This window comes from Streptomyces tricolor (assembly GCF_002155905.1).
In the GTDB taxonomy this organism is placed as follows: domain Bacteria; phylum Actinomycetota; class Actinomycetes; order Streptomycetales; family Streptomycetaceae; genus Streptomyces; species Streptomyces tricolor.
Map to the genome: position 1 here is coordinate 1 of NZ_MUMF01000151.1, position 13,927 is coordinate 13,927.

At 72.3% G+C, this 13,927-nt stretch carries 16 protein-coding genes; 7 read left to right on the plus strand and 9 right to left on the minus strand.

Annotated elements, in window-relative coordinates; all coding sequences use genetic code 11:
• The coding region (locus tag CCN44_RS12125) for a tetratricopeptide repeat protein (protein WP_143649709.1) at window positions 1–1,081 on the plus strand (1,081 nt) is incomplete at its 5' end.
• 57 nt (window positions 1,082–1,138) lie between these two features.
• The gene (locus CCN44_RS12130) at window positions 1,139–2,341 is read left to right on the plus strand and encodes an FAD-dependent monooxygenase (RefSeq protein WP_189397043.1); all 1,203 of its coding nucleotides are present in this window, start codon (window positions 1,139–1,141) and stop codon (window positions 2,339–2,341) included.
• Window positions 2,342–2,455: 114 nt separating this feature from the next.
• On the opposite strand, the gene thiD is transcribed toward CCN44_RS12130, so the two are convergent.
• Window positions 2,456–3,265 (minus strand): bifunctional hydroxymethylpyrimidine kinase/phosphomethylpyrimidine kinase, encoded by an 810-nt coding sequence (thiD, locus tag CCN44_RS12135; protein WP_059252808.1) that lies wholly within the window; start codon window positions 3,263–3,265, stop codon window positions 2,456–2,458.
• Window positions 3,262–4,227 (minus strand): thiamine-phosphate kinase, encoded by a 966-nt coding sequence (locus CCN44_RS12140; protein ID WP_059252807.1) that lies wholly within the window; start codon window positions 4,225–4,227, stop codon window positions 3,262–3,264. Before CCN44_RS12140 ends, thiD begins: the two co-directional genes overlap by 4 nt.
• 309 nt (window positions 4,228–4,536) lie before the next feature.
• Here CCN44_RS12140 and CCN44_RS12145 point away from each other — a divergent pair, with 309 nt between their 5' ends.
• Both CCN44_RS12145 and CCN44_RS12150 read left to right on the plus strand, forming a co-directional pair.
• On the plus strand, window positions 4,537–4,770 hold the full coding sequence (locus CCN44_RS12145) for an Lrp/AsnC family transcriptional regulator (RefSeq protein WP_059252806.1): 234 nt from the start codon (window positions 4,537–4,539) through the stop codon (window positions 4,768–4,770).
• Between the two features lie 20 nt (window positions 4,771–4,790).
• Window positions 4,791–5,312, plus strand: coding sequence for a DUF3515 domain-containing protein (locus tag CCN44_RS12150; RefSeq protein WP_059252805.1), 522 nt, complete (start codon window positions 4,791–4,793; stop codon window positions 5,310–5,312).
• Window positions 5,313–5,424: 112 nt separating this feature from the next.
• Here the strand turns inward: CCN44_RS12150 and CCN44_RS12155 are convergent, their stop codons facing one another.
• The 3 genes from CCN44_RS12155 to CCN44_RS12165 form a co-directional block, all read right to left on the minus strand.
• A complete protein-coding gene (locus CCN44_RS12155) occupies window positions 5,425–6,582 on the minus strand; it encodes a D-alanine--D-alanine ligase family protein (protein ID WP_059252804.1) in 1,158 nt (385 codons plus the stop codon).
• A 93-nt stretch (window positions 6,583–6,675) separates the two neighbouring features.
• On the minus strand, window positions 6,676–7,686 hold the full coding sequence (locus tag CCN44_RS12160; protein ID WP_086697655.1) for an NAD(P)H-dependent glycerol-3-phosphate dehydrogenase: 1,011 nt from the start codon (window positions 7,684–7,686) through the stop codon (window positions 6,676–6,678).
• A complete protein-coding gene (locus tag CCN44_RS12165; RefSeq protein WP_059252802.1) occupies window positions 7,683–8,453 on the minus strand; it encodes a lysophospholipid acyltransferase family protein in 771 nt (256 codons plus the stop codon). Before CCN44_RS12165 ends, CCN44_RS12160 begins: the two co-directional genes overlap by 4 nt.
• Window positions 8,454–8,606: 153 nt before the next feature.
• Here CCN44_RS12165 and cofC point away from each other — a divergent pair, with 153 nt between their 5' ends.
• Both cofC and CCN44_RS12175 read left to right on the plus strand, forming a co-directional pair.
• On the plus strand, window positions 8,607–9,245 hold the full coding sequence (gene cofC, locus CCN44_RS12170; RefSeq protein WP_059252801.1) for a 2-phospho-L-lactate guanylyltransferase: 639 nt from the start codon (window positions 8,607–8,609) through the stop codon (window positions 9,243–9,245).
• 58 nt (window positions 9,246–9,303) lie between these two features.
• The gene (locus CCN44_RS12175; RefSeq protein ID WP_059252800.1) at window positions 9,304–9,507 is read left to right on the plus strand and encodes a hypothetical protein; all 204 of its coding nucleotides are present in this window, start codon (window positions 9,304–9,306) and stop codon (window positions 9,505–9,507) included.
• A 71-nt stretch (window positions 9,508–9,578) separates the two neighbouring features.
• On the opposite strand, the gene CCN44_RS12180 is transcribed toward CCN44_RS12175, so the two are convergent.
• The 4 genes from CCN44_RS12180 to leuC form a co-directional block, all read right to left on the minus strand.
• Window positions 9,579–10,247: an HU family DNA-binding protein gene (locus tag CCN44_RS12180; protein WP_059252799.1), complete on the minus strand. Its 669-nt coding sequence runs from the start codon at window positions 10,245–10,247 to the stop codon at window positions 9,579–9,581.
• 136 nt (window positions 10,248–10,383) lie between these two features.
• Window positions 10,384–10,614 (minus strand): SCO5555 family protein, encoded by a 231-nt coding sequence (locus tag CCN44_RS12185; RefSeq protein ID WP_059252798.1) that lies wholly within the window; start codon window positions 10,612–10,614, stop codon window positions 10,384–10,386.
• A 264-nt stretch (window positions 10,615–10,878) separates the two neighbouring features.
• The gene (gene leuD, locus CCN44_RS12190; protein WP_059252797.1) at window positions 10,879–11,472 is read right to left on the minus strand and encodes a 3-isopropylmalate dehydratase small subunit; all 594 of its coding nucleotides are present in this window, start codon (window positions 11,470–11,472) and stop codon (window positions 10,879–10,881) included.
• A 5-nt stretch (window positions 11,473–11,477) separates the two neighbouring features.
• Window positions 11,478–12,902: a 3-isopropylmalate dehydratase large subunit gene (gene leuC, locus CCN44_RS12195; RefSeq protein ID WP_059252796.1), complete on the minus strand. Its 1,425-nt coding sequence runs from the start codon at window positions 12,900–12,902 to the stop codon at window positions 11,478–11,480.
• Window positions 12,903–13,109: 207 nt separating this feature from the next.
• Between leuC and ndgR the strand changes: the two genes are divergently transcribed.
• Complete coding sequence (gene ndgR / locus CCN44_RS12200; RefSeq protein WP_023546516.1) at window positions 13,110–13,826, plus strand: IclR family transcriptional regulator NdgR; 717 nt, start codon at window positions 13,110–13,112, stop codon at window positions 13,824–13,826.
• The last annotated feature ends 101 nt before the right edge of the window (window positions 13,827–13,927 follow it).

The window sequence follows — 13,927 nt, forward strand, 5'->3', positions numbered from 1 at the left end:
CGCGCTGCTCGCGGCGGTCGGTGCGCAGCCGCCGCCCGGCCTGGCCGAGGAGTACGCGCTGTGCGTGATGAACGCCGTCTCCGGGCGGGGCGACGACCCGGAGGACGCCGGTCTGATCGCCCGCGCGGCCGGCCTCATGGCCTCCCTGGACCGCCCGCTCCGGTTGCCGTTCACGGTGATCCTGTGGTCCCTCACGGGCGGGCCCCGGCTGAGTGCGGACGACCGCGTGCGCGTGCAGTTGGGCCGGGAGCCGTGGGGTCTGGCCCTGCTGGAGCTGGGCCTCGCCTACCAGGAGCTGCTCGCGGGGCGCGCCACCGCCGCGGAGACCGGCTTCACGCGCGCGTGGCAGGGGTTCCGCGGGACGGGCGACCGCTGGGGCATGGCCAACTGCCTCGATCCGCTGGGCGCGTTCGCGTACGGCCGGGGCGAGTACGCGCGGGCGCTGGCCCTGCTGGACGAGGGCCTGGTCCACGTCCGGGAGCTGGACGCGCCGGAGGAGACCGCCGACCTGCTGCGCACCCGGGCGGTGGTGCTGCTGGCCCAGGGGGCGTCGCGGGAGGCCGCCGCGCACTTCACGCACTCCGGTGAGCTGGCCCGTACCGCCGGGGCGACGGACAAGGTGGCCGCCGCGCTGCGCGGCCTGGGGGACGTGGCCCGGCTGACCGGAGCCACCGCACGCGCGCGCGTGCACTACGAAAACGCGCTGGACGCCTGCGCGGCCACCTGGTTCAGCGTCGGGGAGACGGCACGGATCCTCATCGGTCTGGCGCGCCTGTCCCTCGCCGAGGGTGACCCGGACGCCCGGGACTGGCTCGCCCAGGCCCGCGCGCAGGCTCTGGACCCGCCCGACCCGCTCCTGCTCGCCGACGTCGCGGACGCCCTGGCGGACCTCGCCCCGGCACCGGAGCGGGCGGCCGAACTCCTCGGCGCCGCCGCCGGCCTGCGCGGCGCGCCCCTGTCCGGGAGCCCGGACGTCGCGCGGACGACGCGGCACACGCGCGCGTGCCTGTCCGCGCAGGACTACGCCACGGCCTACGAGCGTGGCCGGAGCCTGCGGTCGGCTGCGGTCGGCGAGCGGTAGGCCGGCGGTAGGCGGACGGTAGGCGGACGGTCAGCGGGGCCCGGGACAGTGGCCGGCATGACGAAGCCACACCACCTCGGCCACCTGTCCGTCCTGATCTCCGGCGCCAGTGTCGCCGGCCCCGCCCTCGCCCTGAACCTGGCCCGCTACGGCGCCCGCGTCACGGTCGTGGAGAAGGCACCCGCCCTGCGCACCGGCGGCTTCGCGGTCGACTTCCGCGGCCATGTGCACCGTACGGTGCTCACCGCGATGGGCATCTGGGACGACGTCCACGCCCACCGGACCCGCATGGGCCGGCAGACCGTGGTCGCCGCGGACGGCACCCCGCGCGTGGAGCTGCCCGCGGAGATGATGAGCGGCGACGTGGAGATCTTCCGCGGCGATCTGGCCCGGATCATGTACGAGCGCACGAAGGACGCGGTGGAGTACGTCTTCGGCGACTCCGTGACGGCGCTGACCGACACCCCGCGGGGCGTCGAGGTCGCGTTCGAGCGGGGCGCGCCCCGCCGCTTCGACCTCGTCGTCGGCGCCGACGGCCTGCACTCGCGCACCCGTCGCCTGGTGTTCGGCGACGAGTCCCGCCACCTGCGCTTCCTGGACCACTACGTGGCCGGCTTCTCCCTCCCCAACCACCTGGGCCTGAACCGCACCGGCCGGCTGTACAGCGAGCCCGGCCGCTGCGTGGGCATCAGCAACTACGACGGCGACCCGGAACGGGCCGGCGCGCTGCTGGTCTTCCGGTCCGAACGGCTGGCGTACGACCGCCGGGACGTCGCGGCGCAGAAGCGGATCCTCACCGAGCGGTTCGCCGGGACGGGCTGGGAGACGCCGGCCGTGCTTAAGGGGCTCGCGGAGACGGACGACCTGTACTTCGACGCCATCGCGCAGATCCACGTCGACCGTCTCGTCCGGGGCCGGGTGGCGCTGCTCGGGGATGCCGGGTACGGGGCGACGATGGGCGGCATGGGCACCGGCGTGGCGATCGTCGCCGCCCATGTCCTCGCCGGCGAACTGGCCCTGGCGGGCGGCGATCACCGGATCGCGCTGCCCGCCTACGAGAGCCGGATCCGGGACTTCGCCCGCGGCTGCCAGAAGATCTCCGGCAACGCGGGGCCGTTCTTCGCCCCGGCCACCGAGCGCCGCATCCGCAGCCGGGACCGGATGTACCGGCTGCTCGGCTCCCGGCCGATGGCCGGCTTCTTCAAGCGGCTGACGGAGCGGGCGGCCACCGCGATCCAGCTCAGGGAGTATCCCGCCTGACCCTCAGAGGGTGTCCCGGCCTGACCCTCAGAGGGTGTCCCGCCCGGTCCTCACGGGCCGCTCGGTCCGCATGGGAAGTCCCGCCCGGTCCTCACGGGGAGTCCCGCCCGGTCGTCAGGGGGTGTCCCGCCGGAGCGCCCACCCGTGGTCCACCGGCCCGATCCCGGCACCGAGGGCGAACCCGGCGGCGATCGCCCCGGTGACGTACTCCTTGGCCGCCGTGACCGCCTCCGGCACGGACCGCCCCCTGGCCAGGCCGCAGGCGATGGCGGAGGCGAGGGTGCAGCCGGTGCCGTGGGTGTGCCGGTTGTCGTGGCGGGGGGCGCGCAGCACGAGTTCCTCGGCGCCGTCGGTGAGCAGGTCCACGGCGTCGCCCGCCAGATGCCCGCCCTTGATCAGCACCCACCGCGGTCCGAACGCCAGCACGGCCGCGGCGGCGCGTCGCAGATCGTCCGCCGAACGGACGCGGACGCCGGTGAGTTGGGCGACCTCGTCGAGGTTCGGGGTGGCCACGGTCGCCACCGGCAGCAGTTTCGTCCGTACGGAGTCCAGGGCGGAGGCGGCCAGCAGGGGGTCGCCGTGCTTGGAGACGCCGACCGGGTCGACCACGGCCGGCGCGTCCGTACCGGAGATCAACTCGGCGACCGCCTCGACCAGTTCGGCGGAGGACAGCATGCCGGTCTTCACGGCCTGCACGCCGATGTCGTCCACGACGCTGCGGTACTGGGCCCGTACGGCCTCCACCGGCAGTTCCCACGCGCCCTGGACGCCGAGCGAGTTCTGCGCGGTCACGGCCGTGATCACGCTCATCCCGTGCACGCCGAGGGCCAGCATGGTCTTCAGGTCGGCCTGGACGCCCGCGCCGCCGCCGGAGTCGGAGCCGGCCACCGTGAGGACCCTGGGCGGCGCTTCGAGAGCACTCATGACTCGATGTCCCCGAAGTGGTCCCAGCCGCCCTTGCTGGTCCAGGGCGCCCCGTCGACCGTCACCTGGGGCAGCGCGGAGGGGTTGAGGACCTCGCCGATGACCTTCCAGCGGGCCGGGAGTTTGGCGTCCGGCGGGAAGGTCGCCACGATCGCGTGGTCCTCTCCCCCGGTCAGCACCCACTGGAGCGGGTCCACGCCGACGGCCTGCCCGATGTCGTTCATCTGCGTCGGGATGTCGATCGCGCCGGAGCGGATGTCGATGCGGACCTTGCTGGCCTCGGCGATGTGCCCGAGGTCGGCGATCAGGCCGTCGCTGACGTCGCACATCGCGGTGGCGCCGAGCGCGGCGGCGGCCGGGCCCGCGTGGTACGGCGGCTCGGGGCGCCGGTGGGCCTCCACGAAGGCGCGCGGCGAGCGGAAGCCGCGGGCCAGCACCGCGTACCCGGCGGCGGACCAGCCCAGCCAGCCGGTGACGGCCACGATGTCGCCGGGCTGGGCGCCCGCGCGCGTGACGGGCTCCTGGTTGCGCAGATCGCCGAGCGCGGTGATCGACACCATGATCGTGTCGCCGCGTACGACGTCCCCGCCGACCACGGAGGCACCGGCGACCTGGCACTCGTCGCGCAGGCCGTCCATCAGCTCGGTGGGCCAGGTGACCGGCAGTTCGGCCGGGACGACCAGGCCGAGCAGCAGCGCGGTGGGTACGGCGCCCATCGCGGCGATGTCGGCGAGGTTCTGCGCGGCGGCCTTGCGGCCGACGTCGTAGGCCGTGGACCAGTCGCGGCGGAAGTGCCGCCCCTCCAGCAGGATGTCGGTGCTCGCCACCACCCTGCGGTCGGGCGCGGCGACCACCGCGGCGTCGTCGCCGGGGCCGACCCGGACCGCCGGGGTGGTGGTGAGACGGGAGGTCAGCTCCCGGATGAGCCCGAACTCACCTAGCTCACCCACTGTGCCCTTCATTGCCTCAAGCCCCTTCTGTGCCGTGCCCTGCCCGGTCGCGCGTCATCAGTGTCCCCGATACGGTCGAGAGGAACGTACGTCGCGGTCCTGCCGACCGCCGACCCGGTCGTGCCGGCCGCCGACCCGGTCGTGCCGGCCACCGTCCCGGCCGTGCCGGCCGTCGGTACGGCCGGGTGCCCGTCCCTGTCCGTCGTGCCCGCCCCCTGGCGCGCAAGCCCGGTTCCCGCAGGTCTCCCCGCGGGGAGCGGCGACGCGATACCGTGGCGTTCCTTTCCCCCACATGATCCTCGTGGCCGCCCTGGAGGTTCCGTGGTACAGGCGTACATCCTGATCCAGACGGAGGTCGGCAAGGCGTCGACCGTCGCCGAGACGATCAGCAAGATCCCTGGCGTGCTCCAGGCCGAGGACGTGACGGGACCGTACGACGTCATCGTGCGTGCCCAGGCCGACACGGTCGACGAACTCGGCCGCATGGTGGTCGCCAAGGTGCAGCAGGTGGACGGCATCACGCGCACCCTGACCTGTCCGGTCGTGCATCTGTAGCCCCCGTCTACGCTGGGCCGGTGAACATCTTCCGTCACCGGCCTTTCGGCCTGCTCGCGCCGGCCCTGCTGCTCGCGGTCGCGGGCTGTTCCCCGGCGGACGACAGCGACACCGTGGCCGTGCCGACCCCGGACGCGAAGACCGCCCCGCTCTGCCGGGACCTGGACAAGGTCCTGCCGCGGAAGGTGGACGGGCAGACCCGCGCCGACCCCGAGCCCCGGTCCGCCTACACGGCGGGCTGGGGAAGCCCGGCGATCATACTGCGCTGCGGCATCGTCCGGCCGCCGGAGATGATCGATCCGGACGTCGCGCAGGGCAAGGACCCCGACACGATCGGCGGCGGGGTCAACGGCGTGGAGTGGCTGATGGAGAAGCGGGACGACGGCACCTGGCGGTTCACCACGGCCAATCGCCGGGCGTATGTGCAGGTGACGCTGCCGGAGCAGCTGTCCGGTGCGGACGACAGCGCGCAGGTCCTGATGGACCTCGCGCCCGCCGTGAAGAAGGCGATCCCGAAGGGGATCGCCTCCATGCGGGGATGACGGTGCGGCCGTGCCCGAAGGGGCGCGGGGCCGTGTCGATCTGCGGCTGCGCCGCGTGGGCGCGACCGGCCACGACGGGCCCGCAGGCACGCACCGGCCTTCCGGCGCGGCCCTAGCGCAGCCCGGTCGAGCGGCGCAGCGCCGCCTGCACCAGGCGGTCCACCAGCTCGGGGTAGCTGATCCCGGTCGCCTGCCACATCTGCGGGTACATCGAGATCGGCGTGAAACCGGGCATGGTGTTGATCTCGTTGATCACGAACTCGCCGTCCTCGGTGAGGAAGAAGTCCGCGCGGACCAGGCCCTCGCAGGAGGCCGCCTCGAACGCCTCGACCGCGAGCCGGCGCACCTCGGCGGTCTGCTCCTCGGTGAGCGGGGCCGGGACGACGCCGGGCGTGGAGTCGATGTACTTGGCCTCGAAGTCGTAGTACGCGTGCGCGTCCGGCGGCGGGATCTCGGCCGGGACGGAGGCGCGCGGGCCGTCCTCGAACTCCAGGACGCCGCACTCGATCTCGCGGCCCCGTACGGCCGCCTCGATCAGGATCTTCGGGTCGTGCGCCTGTGCCTCGGCGATCGCCTCGTCCAGGCCGGACAGGTCGTCGACCTTGGTGATGCCGATGGACGAACCCGCGCGCGCGGGCTTCACGAACAGCGGCCAGCCGTGCTCACCGGCGAAGTCGACGATCTTCTTGCGGGCGGCGGACTCGTCCTGCGCCCACTCGCGGGGCCGGATCACCAGGTACGGGCCGACCTTGAGGCCGAAGGAGGTGAAGATCCGCTTCATGTACTCCTTGTCCTGGCCGACGGCCGAGGAGAGCACGCCCGAGCCGACGTACGGCACCCCGGACAGCTCCAGCAGGCCCTGCAGGGTGCCGTCCTCGCCGTAGGGGCCGTGCAGCACCGGGAAGACCACGTCGACCTCGCCGAGCGCCTTGGGCACGGAGCCGGGCTCGCTGTAGACGACCTCGCGGTTGGTCGGGTCGACGGGGAGCACCACGCCGCCCTCCTGCGACTCCGCCAGCTCCGCCACGTTGGGGGTGCGGCGGTCGGCGATGGCCATCCGCTCCGGCGCGTCGGCCGTCAGCGCCCAGCGGCCGTCCGCGGTGATGCCGATCGGCAGGACGTCGTACTTCGTCCGGTCGATGGCCTTGAGGACGGCGCCCGCGGTGACCACGGAGATCCCGTGTTCGGAGCTGCGCCCGCCGAACACGACGGCCACGCGGGGCTTGCGCGCCGGCTGCTCAGGGCTCTGGGAAAGGTTCTCGGTGCTCATATCGCGTCGAGAGTACCCGTTGGTATCCCCCGAGTCAGCGCGCGCTCCCCGCCCGTCGCTCAGCGTCGCACGGACGGTCGCTCAGCGTCGTACTCAGCGCCTCTCGGGCTTGGCGCTGCGCGCCATCAGCTCCTTGAGCGCGGCGACCGGCGACTTGCCCTCGTGCACGATGCCGACGACCGTCTCGGTGATGGGCATGTCGACGCCGTGCCGGCGGGCCAGATCCAGCACGGACTCGCAGGACTTGACGCCCTCGGCGGTCTGCCGGGTGACCGCGATGGTCTCCTCCAGGGTCATGCCCTTGCCGAGGTTGGTGCCGAAGGTGTGGTTGCGGGACAGCGGCGAGGAGCAGGTGGCCACCAGGTCGCCGAGGCCCGCCAGTCCGGAGAAGGTGAGCGGGTTGGCGCCCAGGGCGACACCGAGCCGCGCGGTCTCGGCGAGACCGCGGGTGATGAGCGAGCCCTTGGCGTTGTCGCCGAGGCCCATGCCGTCGGCGATGCCCACGGCGAGCCCGATGACGTTCTTCACGGCACCGCCCAGCTCGCAGCCCACCACGTCGGTCTCGGTGTACGGCCGGAAGTACGGCGTGTGGCAGGCGGCCTGGAGGCGCTGCGCGACCCGCTCGTCCGTGCAGGCGACGACGGCGGCGGCGGGCATCCGGGCGGCGATCTCCCGGGCCAGGTTGGGCCCGGTGACGACGGCGATGCGGTCGGGGCCGACCTTGGCGACGTCGTCGACGACCTCGCTCATCCGCATGGTGGAGCCGAGTTCGACGCCCTTCATCAGGGACACCAGGACGGTGTCCGGGGCGAGCAGCGGGGCCCACTCGGCGAGGTTGGCGCGGAGGGTCTGGGAGGGGATGGACAGCACGGTGAAGTCGGCGCCCGCCGCGGCCTCGGCGGGGTCGGTGGTGGCCCGGACGTTCTCGGGGAGTTCGACGCCCGGCAGGTAGTCGGGGTTGATCCGGGTGGTGTTGATCGCCTCCGCGACCTCCGGCCGCCGGGCCCACAGGGTGACCTCGCAACCGGCGTCGGCGAGCACCATGCCGAAAGCGGTGCCCCACGAACCGGCGCTGAAGACCGCCGCCCTTACCGGTGCGCTCACTTGCTCTGCCCTTCCACTTGCCGGCCCTGGGTCTGCGCCTGGGTGCGGCGCCGCTGCTCGATCCGCTCACGGCGCGGGTCGTACGGCGTCTCGGGCGCCTTCTCGCCGCGGATCTCCTCCAGCTGGCGGGTGATGGCCGCCATGATGACCTCGGTGGCCTCCTTCAGCACCTCCGGGGTCATCTCCTTGTCGTAGAAGCGGGAGAGGTCCACCGGCGGGCCCGCGAGCACGCGGTGCGTCTTGCGCGGGAAGAGGTTCGGCTTCTTGGCGTACGGCGGCAGCAGTTCGTTGGCGCCCCACTGGGCGACCGGGATCACCGGGCACTTGGTCTGCAGGGCGACCCGGGCGGCGCCGGTCTTGCCGGTCATGGGCCAGCCGTTCGGGTCGCGGGTGAGGGTGCCCTCGGGGTAGAAGGCCACGCATTCGCCGCGCTCCACGGCGTCGATCGCGGCCCGGAAGGCGCTGAGGGCGTCGGTGGACTCGCGGTAGACGGGGATCTGCCCGGTGCCGCGCATCGCGGCACCGACGAATCCCTTCTTGAAAAGCCCGCTCTTCGCCAGGAATCGCGGGACCCGTCCGGTGTTGTACTGATAGTGCGCGTAGGCGAAGGGGTCCAAGTGGGAATTGTGGTTCACCGCGGTGATAAATCCGCCCTCGGCCGGAATGTGCTCCATTCCACGCCAGTCCCGCTTGATCAGAACCACCAGCGGCGGTTTGCAGATCACCGCGGCGAAGCGGTACCAGAAGCCGATTCTGCGGCGGGACACAAGGACACCTTCCTCTAGGACTGCCACCCCGGCGGGGGCCGCACAAGTCTGGCCCCGGGCCGCCGGTCTGTCGAGAACACCGTACGCCCCGCCACCGGACGCGCCAGATGCCGCGGGGGACAATGGGCGCGACGAGAGAGGGACGGTACGCCGGTGCAGTGGACCTTGGTCATCCCCCTGAAGCCCCTGACGCGGGCCAAGAGCAGGCTCGCGGACACCGCCGACGAGGGGGTGCGCCCGGGGCTGGCACTGGCATTCGCGCAGGACACCGTCGGCGCGGCGCTGGCCTGCCCGGCGGTGTCCGGTGTGGCGGTCGTCACGGACGACGAGACGGCCGGCCGGGAGCTGGCCGCGCTGGGCGCGCGGATCGTCCCGGACACCCCCCGCAGCGGCCTGAACGCCGCCCTGGCGCACGGCGCGGCGGTCGTACGGTCGCTGCGCCCGGGTACGCCGGTCGCGGCCCTGAACGCCGATCTGCCGGCCTTGCGGTCCCCGGAATTGTCCCGGGTACTGGCCGCCGCCGCGGAATTCCCCCGGGCTTTTCTCGCGGACGCGGCGGGACGGGGTACGACGCTGCTGGCCGCGGGCGCCGATCGGGAATTGCAGCCGGCCTTCGGCATCGATTCCCGGGCCCGCCACCGTGCCTCCGGCGCGACGGAACTCCTGCTCACGGGCGTCGATTCGGTACGGCAGGACGTGGACACCGGGGACGATCTGCGGGCGGCGCTGGCCCTGGGAGTGGGGCGGCACACGGCGGCCGTTTCGGCGGGGTTGCTGATCCCGGGCTCCTGAGCCCGGCGACGGCGAGCGGGCCCTGCGGCGCGCGGCCCCACGCACTACGCTGACGGCCATGCAAGCCACCGCATACACGTACGACCCCGAAACCCGCAGCGGCCAGGTGCTCCTCGACGACGGCACCCCGGTGCCCTTCGACGCCGCCGCGTTCGACGCCGGTGGCCTGCTGCTGCTGCGCCCCGGTCAGCGGGTGCGGATCGAGACGGAGGGCGCGGGCGACGCCGTCCGGATCACCCTCGTAACCCTTCAGACCCTCTAAGCCCCCTTACACACGCCGCGGGCCGGGCTCCCCTGGGGAGTCCGGCCCGGCGCGTGACTGCCCTGGCGGCCTTACGACGTCGCCTTGCGGGCGGTGGTCTTCTTGGCGGTGGTCTTGCGGGCCGTCGACTTCTTGGCCGGGGCCTTCTTCGCGGTGACCTTCTTGGCCGGGGCCTTCTTCGCGGCGGCCGTGGTCTTCTTCGCGGTGGTCTTCTTCGCGGTGGTGGTCTTGGCGGCGGCGGCCGTCGTGGTCTTCTTGGCGGCGGGGGCCTTCTTCGCCGTGGTCTTCTTCGCGGCGGCCGTGGTCTTCTTCGCCGGCGCGGCCTTCTTGGTCGTGGCGGCCTTCTTCGCGGCGGCCTTGGTGGTCTTCTTGGCGGCGGCCTTCTTGACCGTCGCCGCGGCGCCGCCGGTCAGGCTGCCCTTGGGCGCCTTCTTGACCGAGACCTCGCCCCCGCGGGGCAGCTTCTTCGAGCCGCTCACCAGGTCCTTGAAGCCCTGACCGGCACGGAAACGCGGTACGGAGGTCTTCTTGACCCGAACCCGCTCGCCCGTCTGGGGGTTGCGGGCGTAGCGGGCGGGGCGGTCCACCTTCTCGAAGGACCCGAAGCCGGTGACCGAGACCCGCTCGCCCGCGACGACCGCGCGGACGATGGCGTCCAGGACATGATCGACAGCATCGGCGGCCTGCTGGCGGCCACCCAACTTGTCGGCAATCGCTTCTACGAGCTGCGCCTTGTTCACGTCTTCCCCTTCGGAGACATCGCCAGAACGAAAGTGTTCAAGCTTTTTCGCACGTTAGGCAGATATATACCGCAAATCAAACACGAAACGGGCTTATCACCCTTGTGCCGCAACGGACTCGGCCGTCCCGGACGGTTCAGCGGTCCCCTTCGGGGATCCGACCCGCGTCGAGGTCCGCCGTGAACCGATCGAGCCGCCTTGCCGCGTCGGCGAGATCGTGCTTGGCCGCGGCCGTAATGACCAGCAGCTTCCGGGTCAGCGCCATCCGTACGCCCTCCGGGACTTGCAGTGCGCGCACCCTTGCGTGCGCTTCCTTGAGCTGGTTCGCGACCGCCGTATAGAGCTGGAGTTGGCCGTCGTGTTCCATGCACAGATTGTGCCATCTGGGGCGAGTTGTCGCCTGCGCAGGGTGCAACTGCCGCCTCAAATGGCCTTCCAGGCACTTGCGGCGGACGCGAACACAGCACTCACGTACCCGAACAACAGCCTTCGTAACATGGGAAGTTGGGCTGACCTGCGGGGCGCGGCAGAGCCGTTCGGGTGCAGACATGGCTGTACCCCCAATCGTGGCGATCGGGGGTACAGAGGGAGCGTTGCGGTGGCCGAAACCCGACCCGTGCGGGGCGGGTGATCAGACCTGGAGCGTGCGCGGCTTGTAGGCGGGGCGCTTGCCCTCGTAGGCGGCGATGTCGGCCTCGTTCCGCAGCGTGATGGAGATGTCGTCCAGGCCGTTCAGCAGCCGCCAGCGGGAGTTCTCGTCCAGCTCGAAGGAGGCGGTGATGCCCCCGGCGCGCACCTCACGCGCCTCAAGGTCCACAGTGACCTCAGCAGTGGGGTCCTGCTCGGTCAGCTCCCACAGCGCGTCCACGATCTTCTGCTCCAGGACCACGGTGAGCAGGCCGTTCTTCAGCGAGTTGCCCCGGAAGATGTCGGCGAAGCGGGAGGAGATCACGGCCTTGAAGCCGTAGTTCTGGAGCGCCCAGACGGCGTGCTCGCGGGAGGAGCCGGTGCCGAAGTCGGGGCCGGCGACCAGGACCGTGGCGCCCTGCCGCTCGGGCCGGTTGAGAACGAACTCGGGGTCCTTGCGCCAGGCCTCGAACAGCCCGTCCTCGAAGCCGTCCCGGGTGACCTTCTTGAGCCAGTGAGCAGGGATGATCTGGTCGGTGTCGACGTTGGAGCGGCGCAGCGGGACGGCCCGGCCGGTGTGGGTGGTGAAGGCTTCCATCGTTCTCAGACTCCAGCGGGCGCGGGGACGTCGGTCAGGTCGGCCGGGGAGGCCAGGTGGCCCAGGACGGCGGTGGCCGCCGCGACCTGCGGCGACACCAGGTGGGTACGGCCGCCCTTGCCCTGCCGGCCCTCGAAGTTGCGGTTGGAGGTGGAGGCGGAGCGCTCGCCCGGGGCCAGCTGGTCGGGGTTCATGCCGAGGCACATCGAGCAGCCGGCGTGCCGCCATTCGGCGCCGGCCTCCTTGAAGACCACGTCCAGGCCCTCGGAGACGGCCTGCAGACCCACCCGCGCGGAGCCCGGGACGACCAGCATCCGTACGCCGTCGGCGACTTTGCGGCCGCGCAGGATGTCGGCGGCGGCGCGCAGGTCCTCGATGCGGCCGTTGGTGCAGGAGCCTACGAAGACGGTGTCGACGTTGATGGAGCGCAGCGGCTGTCCGGCCGCCAACCCCATGTACTCCAGGGCCTTTTCGGCGGCCAGGCGCTCCGAAGCGTCTTCGTACGAAGCCGGGTCGGGGACGTTCGCCGAAAGCGGCGCGCCCTGGCCCGGGTTGGTGCCCCAGGTGACGAACGGCGACAGCTCGGCGGCGTCGATGACCACCTCGGCGTCGAAGACGGCGTCGTCGTCGGTCCGCAGCGTCTTCCAGTACGCGACGGCCGCGTCCCAGTCGGCGCCCTCGGGGGCGTGCGGGCGGCCCTTGAGGTAGGCGAAGGTGGTCTCGTCGGGGGCGATCATGCCCGCGCGGGCACCGGCCTCGATCGACATGTTGCAGATGGTCATCCGGGCCTCCATCGAGAGCTTCTCGATGGCGGAGCCGCGGTACTCCAGGATGTAGCCCTGGCCGCCGCCGGTGCCGATCTTCGCGATGATCGCCAGGATCAGGTCCTTGGCGGTGACGCCCTCGGGCAGCTCGCCCTCGACGGTGATCGCCATGGTCTTGGGACGGGCCATGGGCAGCGTCTGGGTGGCCAGCACGTGCTCGACCTGAGAGGTGCCGATGCCGAACGCCAGCGCGCCGAAGGCGCCGTGCGTGGAGGTGTGGGAGTCGCCGCAGACGACGGTGGTGCCGGGCTGGGTCAGACCCAGCTGGGGGCCGACGACGTGCACAACGCCCTGCTCGACGTCGCCCAGCGGGTGCAGCCGCACGCCGAACTCGGCGCAGTTCCTGCGCAGGGTCTCCAGCTGGGCGCGGGAGACGGGGTCGGCGATGGGCTTGTCGATGTCGAGGGTCGGGGTGTTGTGGTCCTCGGTCGCGATGGTGAGGTCGAGACGGCGCACCTTCCGCCCGCTCTTGCGGAGCCCGTCGAAGGCCTGGGGGCTGGTCACCTCGTGCAGCAGGTGCAGATCGATGTAGAGGAGGTCGGGCTCGCCCTCGGCGCGCCGGACGACGTGGTCGTCCCAGACCTTCTCCGCGAGTGTCCTACCCATCGCTTTCCCTCCGGCCGGCAAGCGTCCACCGACCCAACTAGAGATCTTGAGGGGCGGTGGCTGCCCTCCTCGGGGCCCCTGAACGTCGTGATTCCGGGCGTCCACCGCCGGGCCCGTTGGTCTGCGGGCCGCTGTGTGATTCCAGGGTGGCGCGTTCCACGGAAAATTGAACTTGCGTTTCACAGAGTGAGACGTGAGTATCGTTGCATGGACAACAGTAGCGGCGTCGGCGTTCTGGACAAGGCGGCCCTCGTCCTGAGCGCTCTGGAGTCCGGTCCGGCCACCCTCGCGGGTCTGGTCGGCGCCACCGGACTGGCACGACCCACGGCCCACCGCCTGGCCGTGGCCCTGGAACACCACCGCATGGTGGCACGCGACATGCAGGGCCGGTTCATCCTCGGCCCGCGCCTCGCGGAGCTTGCCGCGGCGGCGGGCGAGGACCGCCTGCTCGCGACGGCGGGCCCCGTGCTCACCCACCTCCGTGATGTCACCGGCGAGAGTGCGCAGCTCTACCGGCGCCAGGGTGACATGCGGATCTGTGTGGCCGCGGCGGAACGCCTGTCCGGCCTGCGGGACACCGTCCCGGTCGGCTCCACGCTGACGATGAAGGCGGGCTCCTCGGCGCAGATCCTGCTCGCCTGGGAGGAGCCCGAGCGCCTGCACCGGGGCCTGCAGGGCGCCCGCTTCACGGCGACGGCCCTGTCGGGCGTACGGCGGCGCGGCTGGGCCCAGTCCATCGGCGAGCGCGAGCCGGGCGTCGCGTCCGTCTCCGCGCCCGTGCGCGGCCCCTCCAACCGCGTGGTGGCCGCCGTGTCCGTCTCCGGCCCCATCGAGCGCCTGACCCGCCACCCGGGCCGTATGCACGCCCAGGCGGTCATCGACGCGGCGGCCCGCCTGTCGGAGGCCCTGCGCCGCTCGGGCTGAGAGCACGGGAGACCCCCGCCCGGGGAGGAGCCGCCCCAACGCCGCGGCAGCCTCCTCCCGAGGGCGGGACAGCCGGCCTCACGGGGCGCGGGGCCGTATCG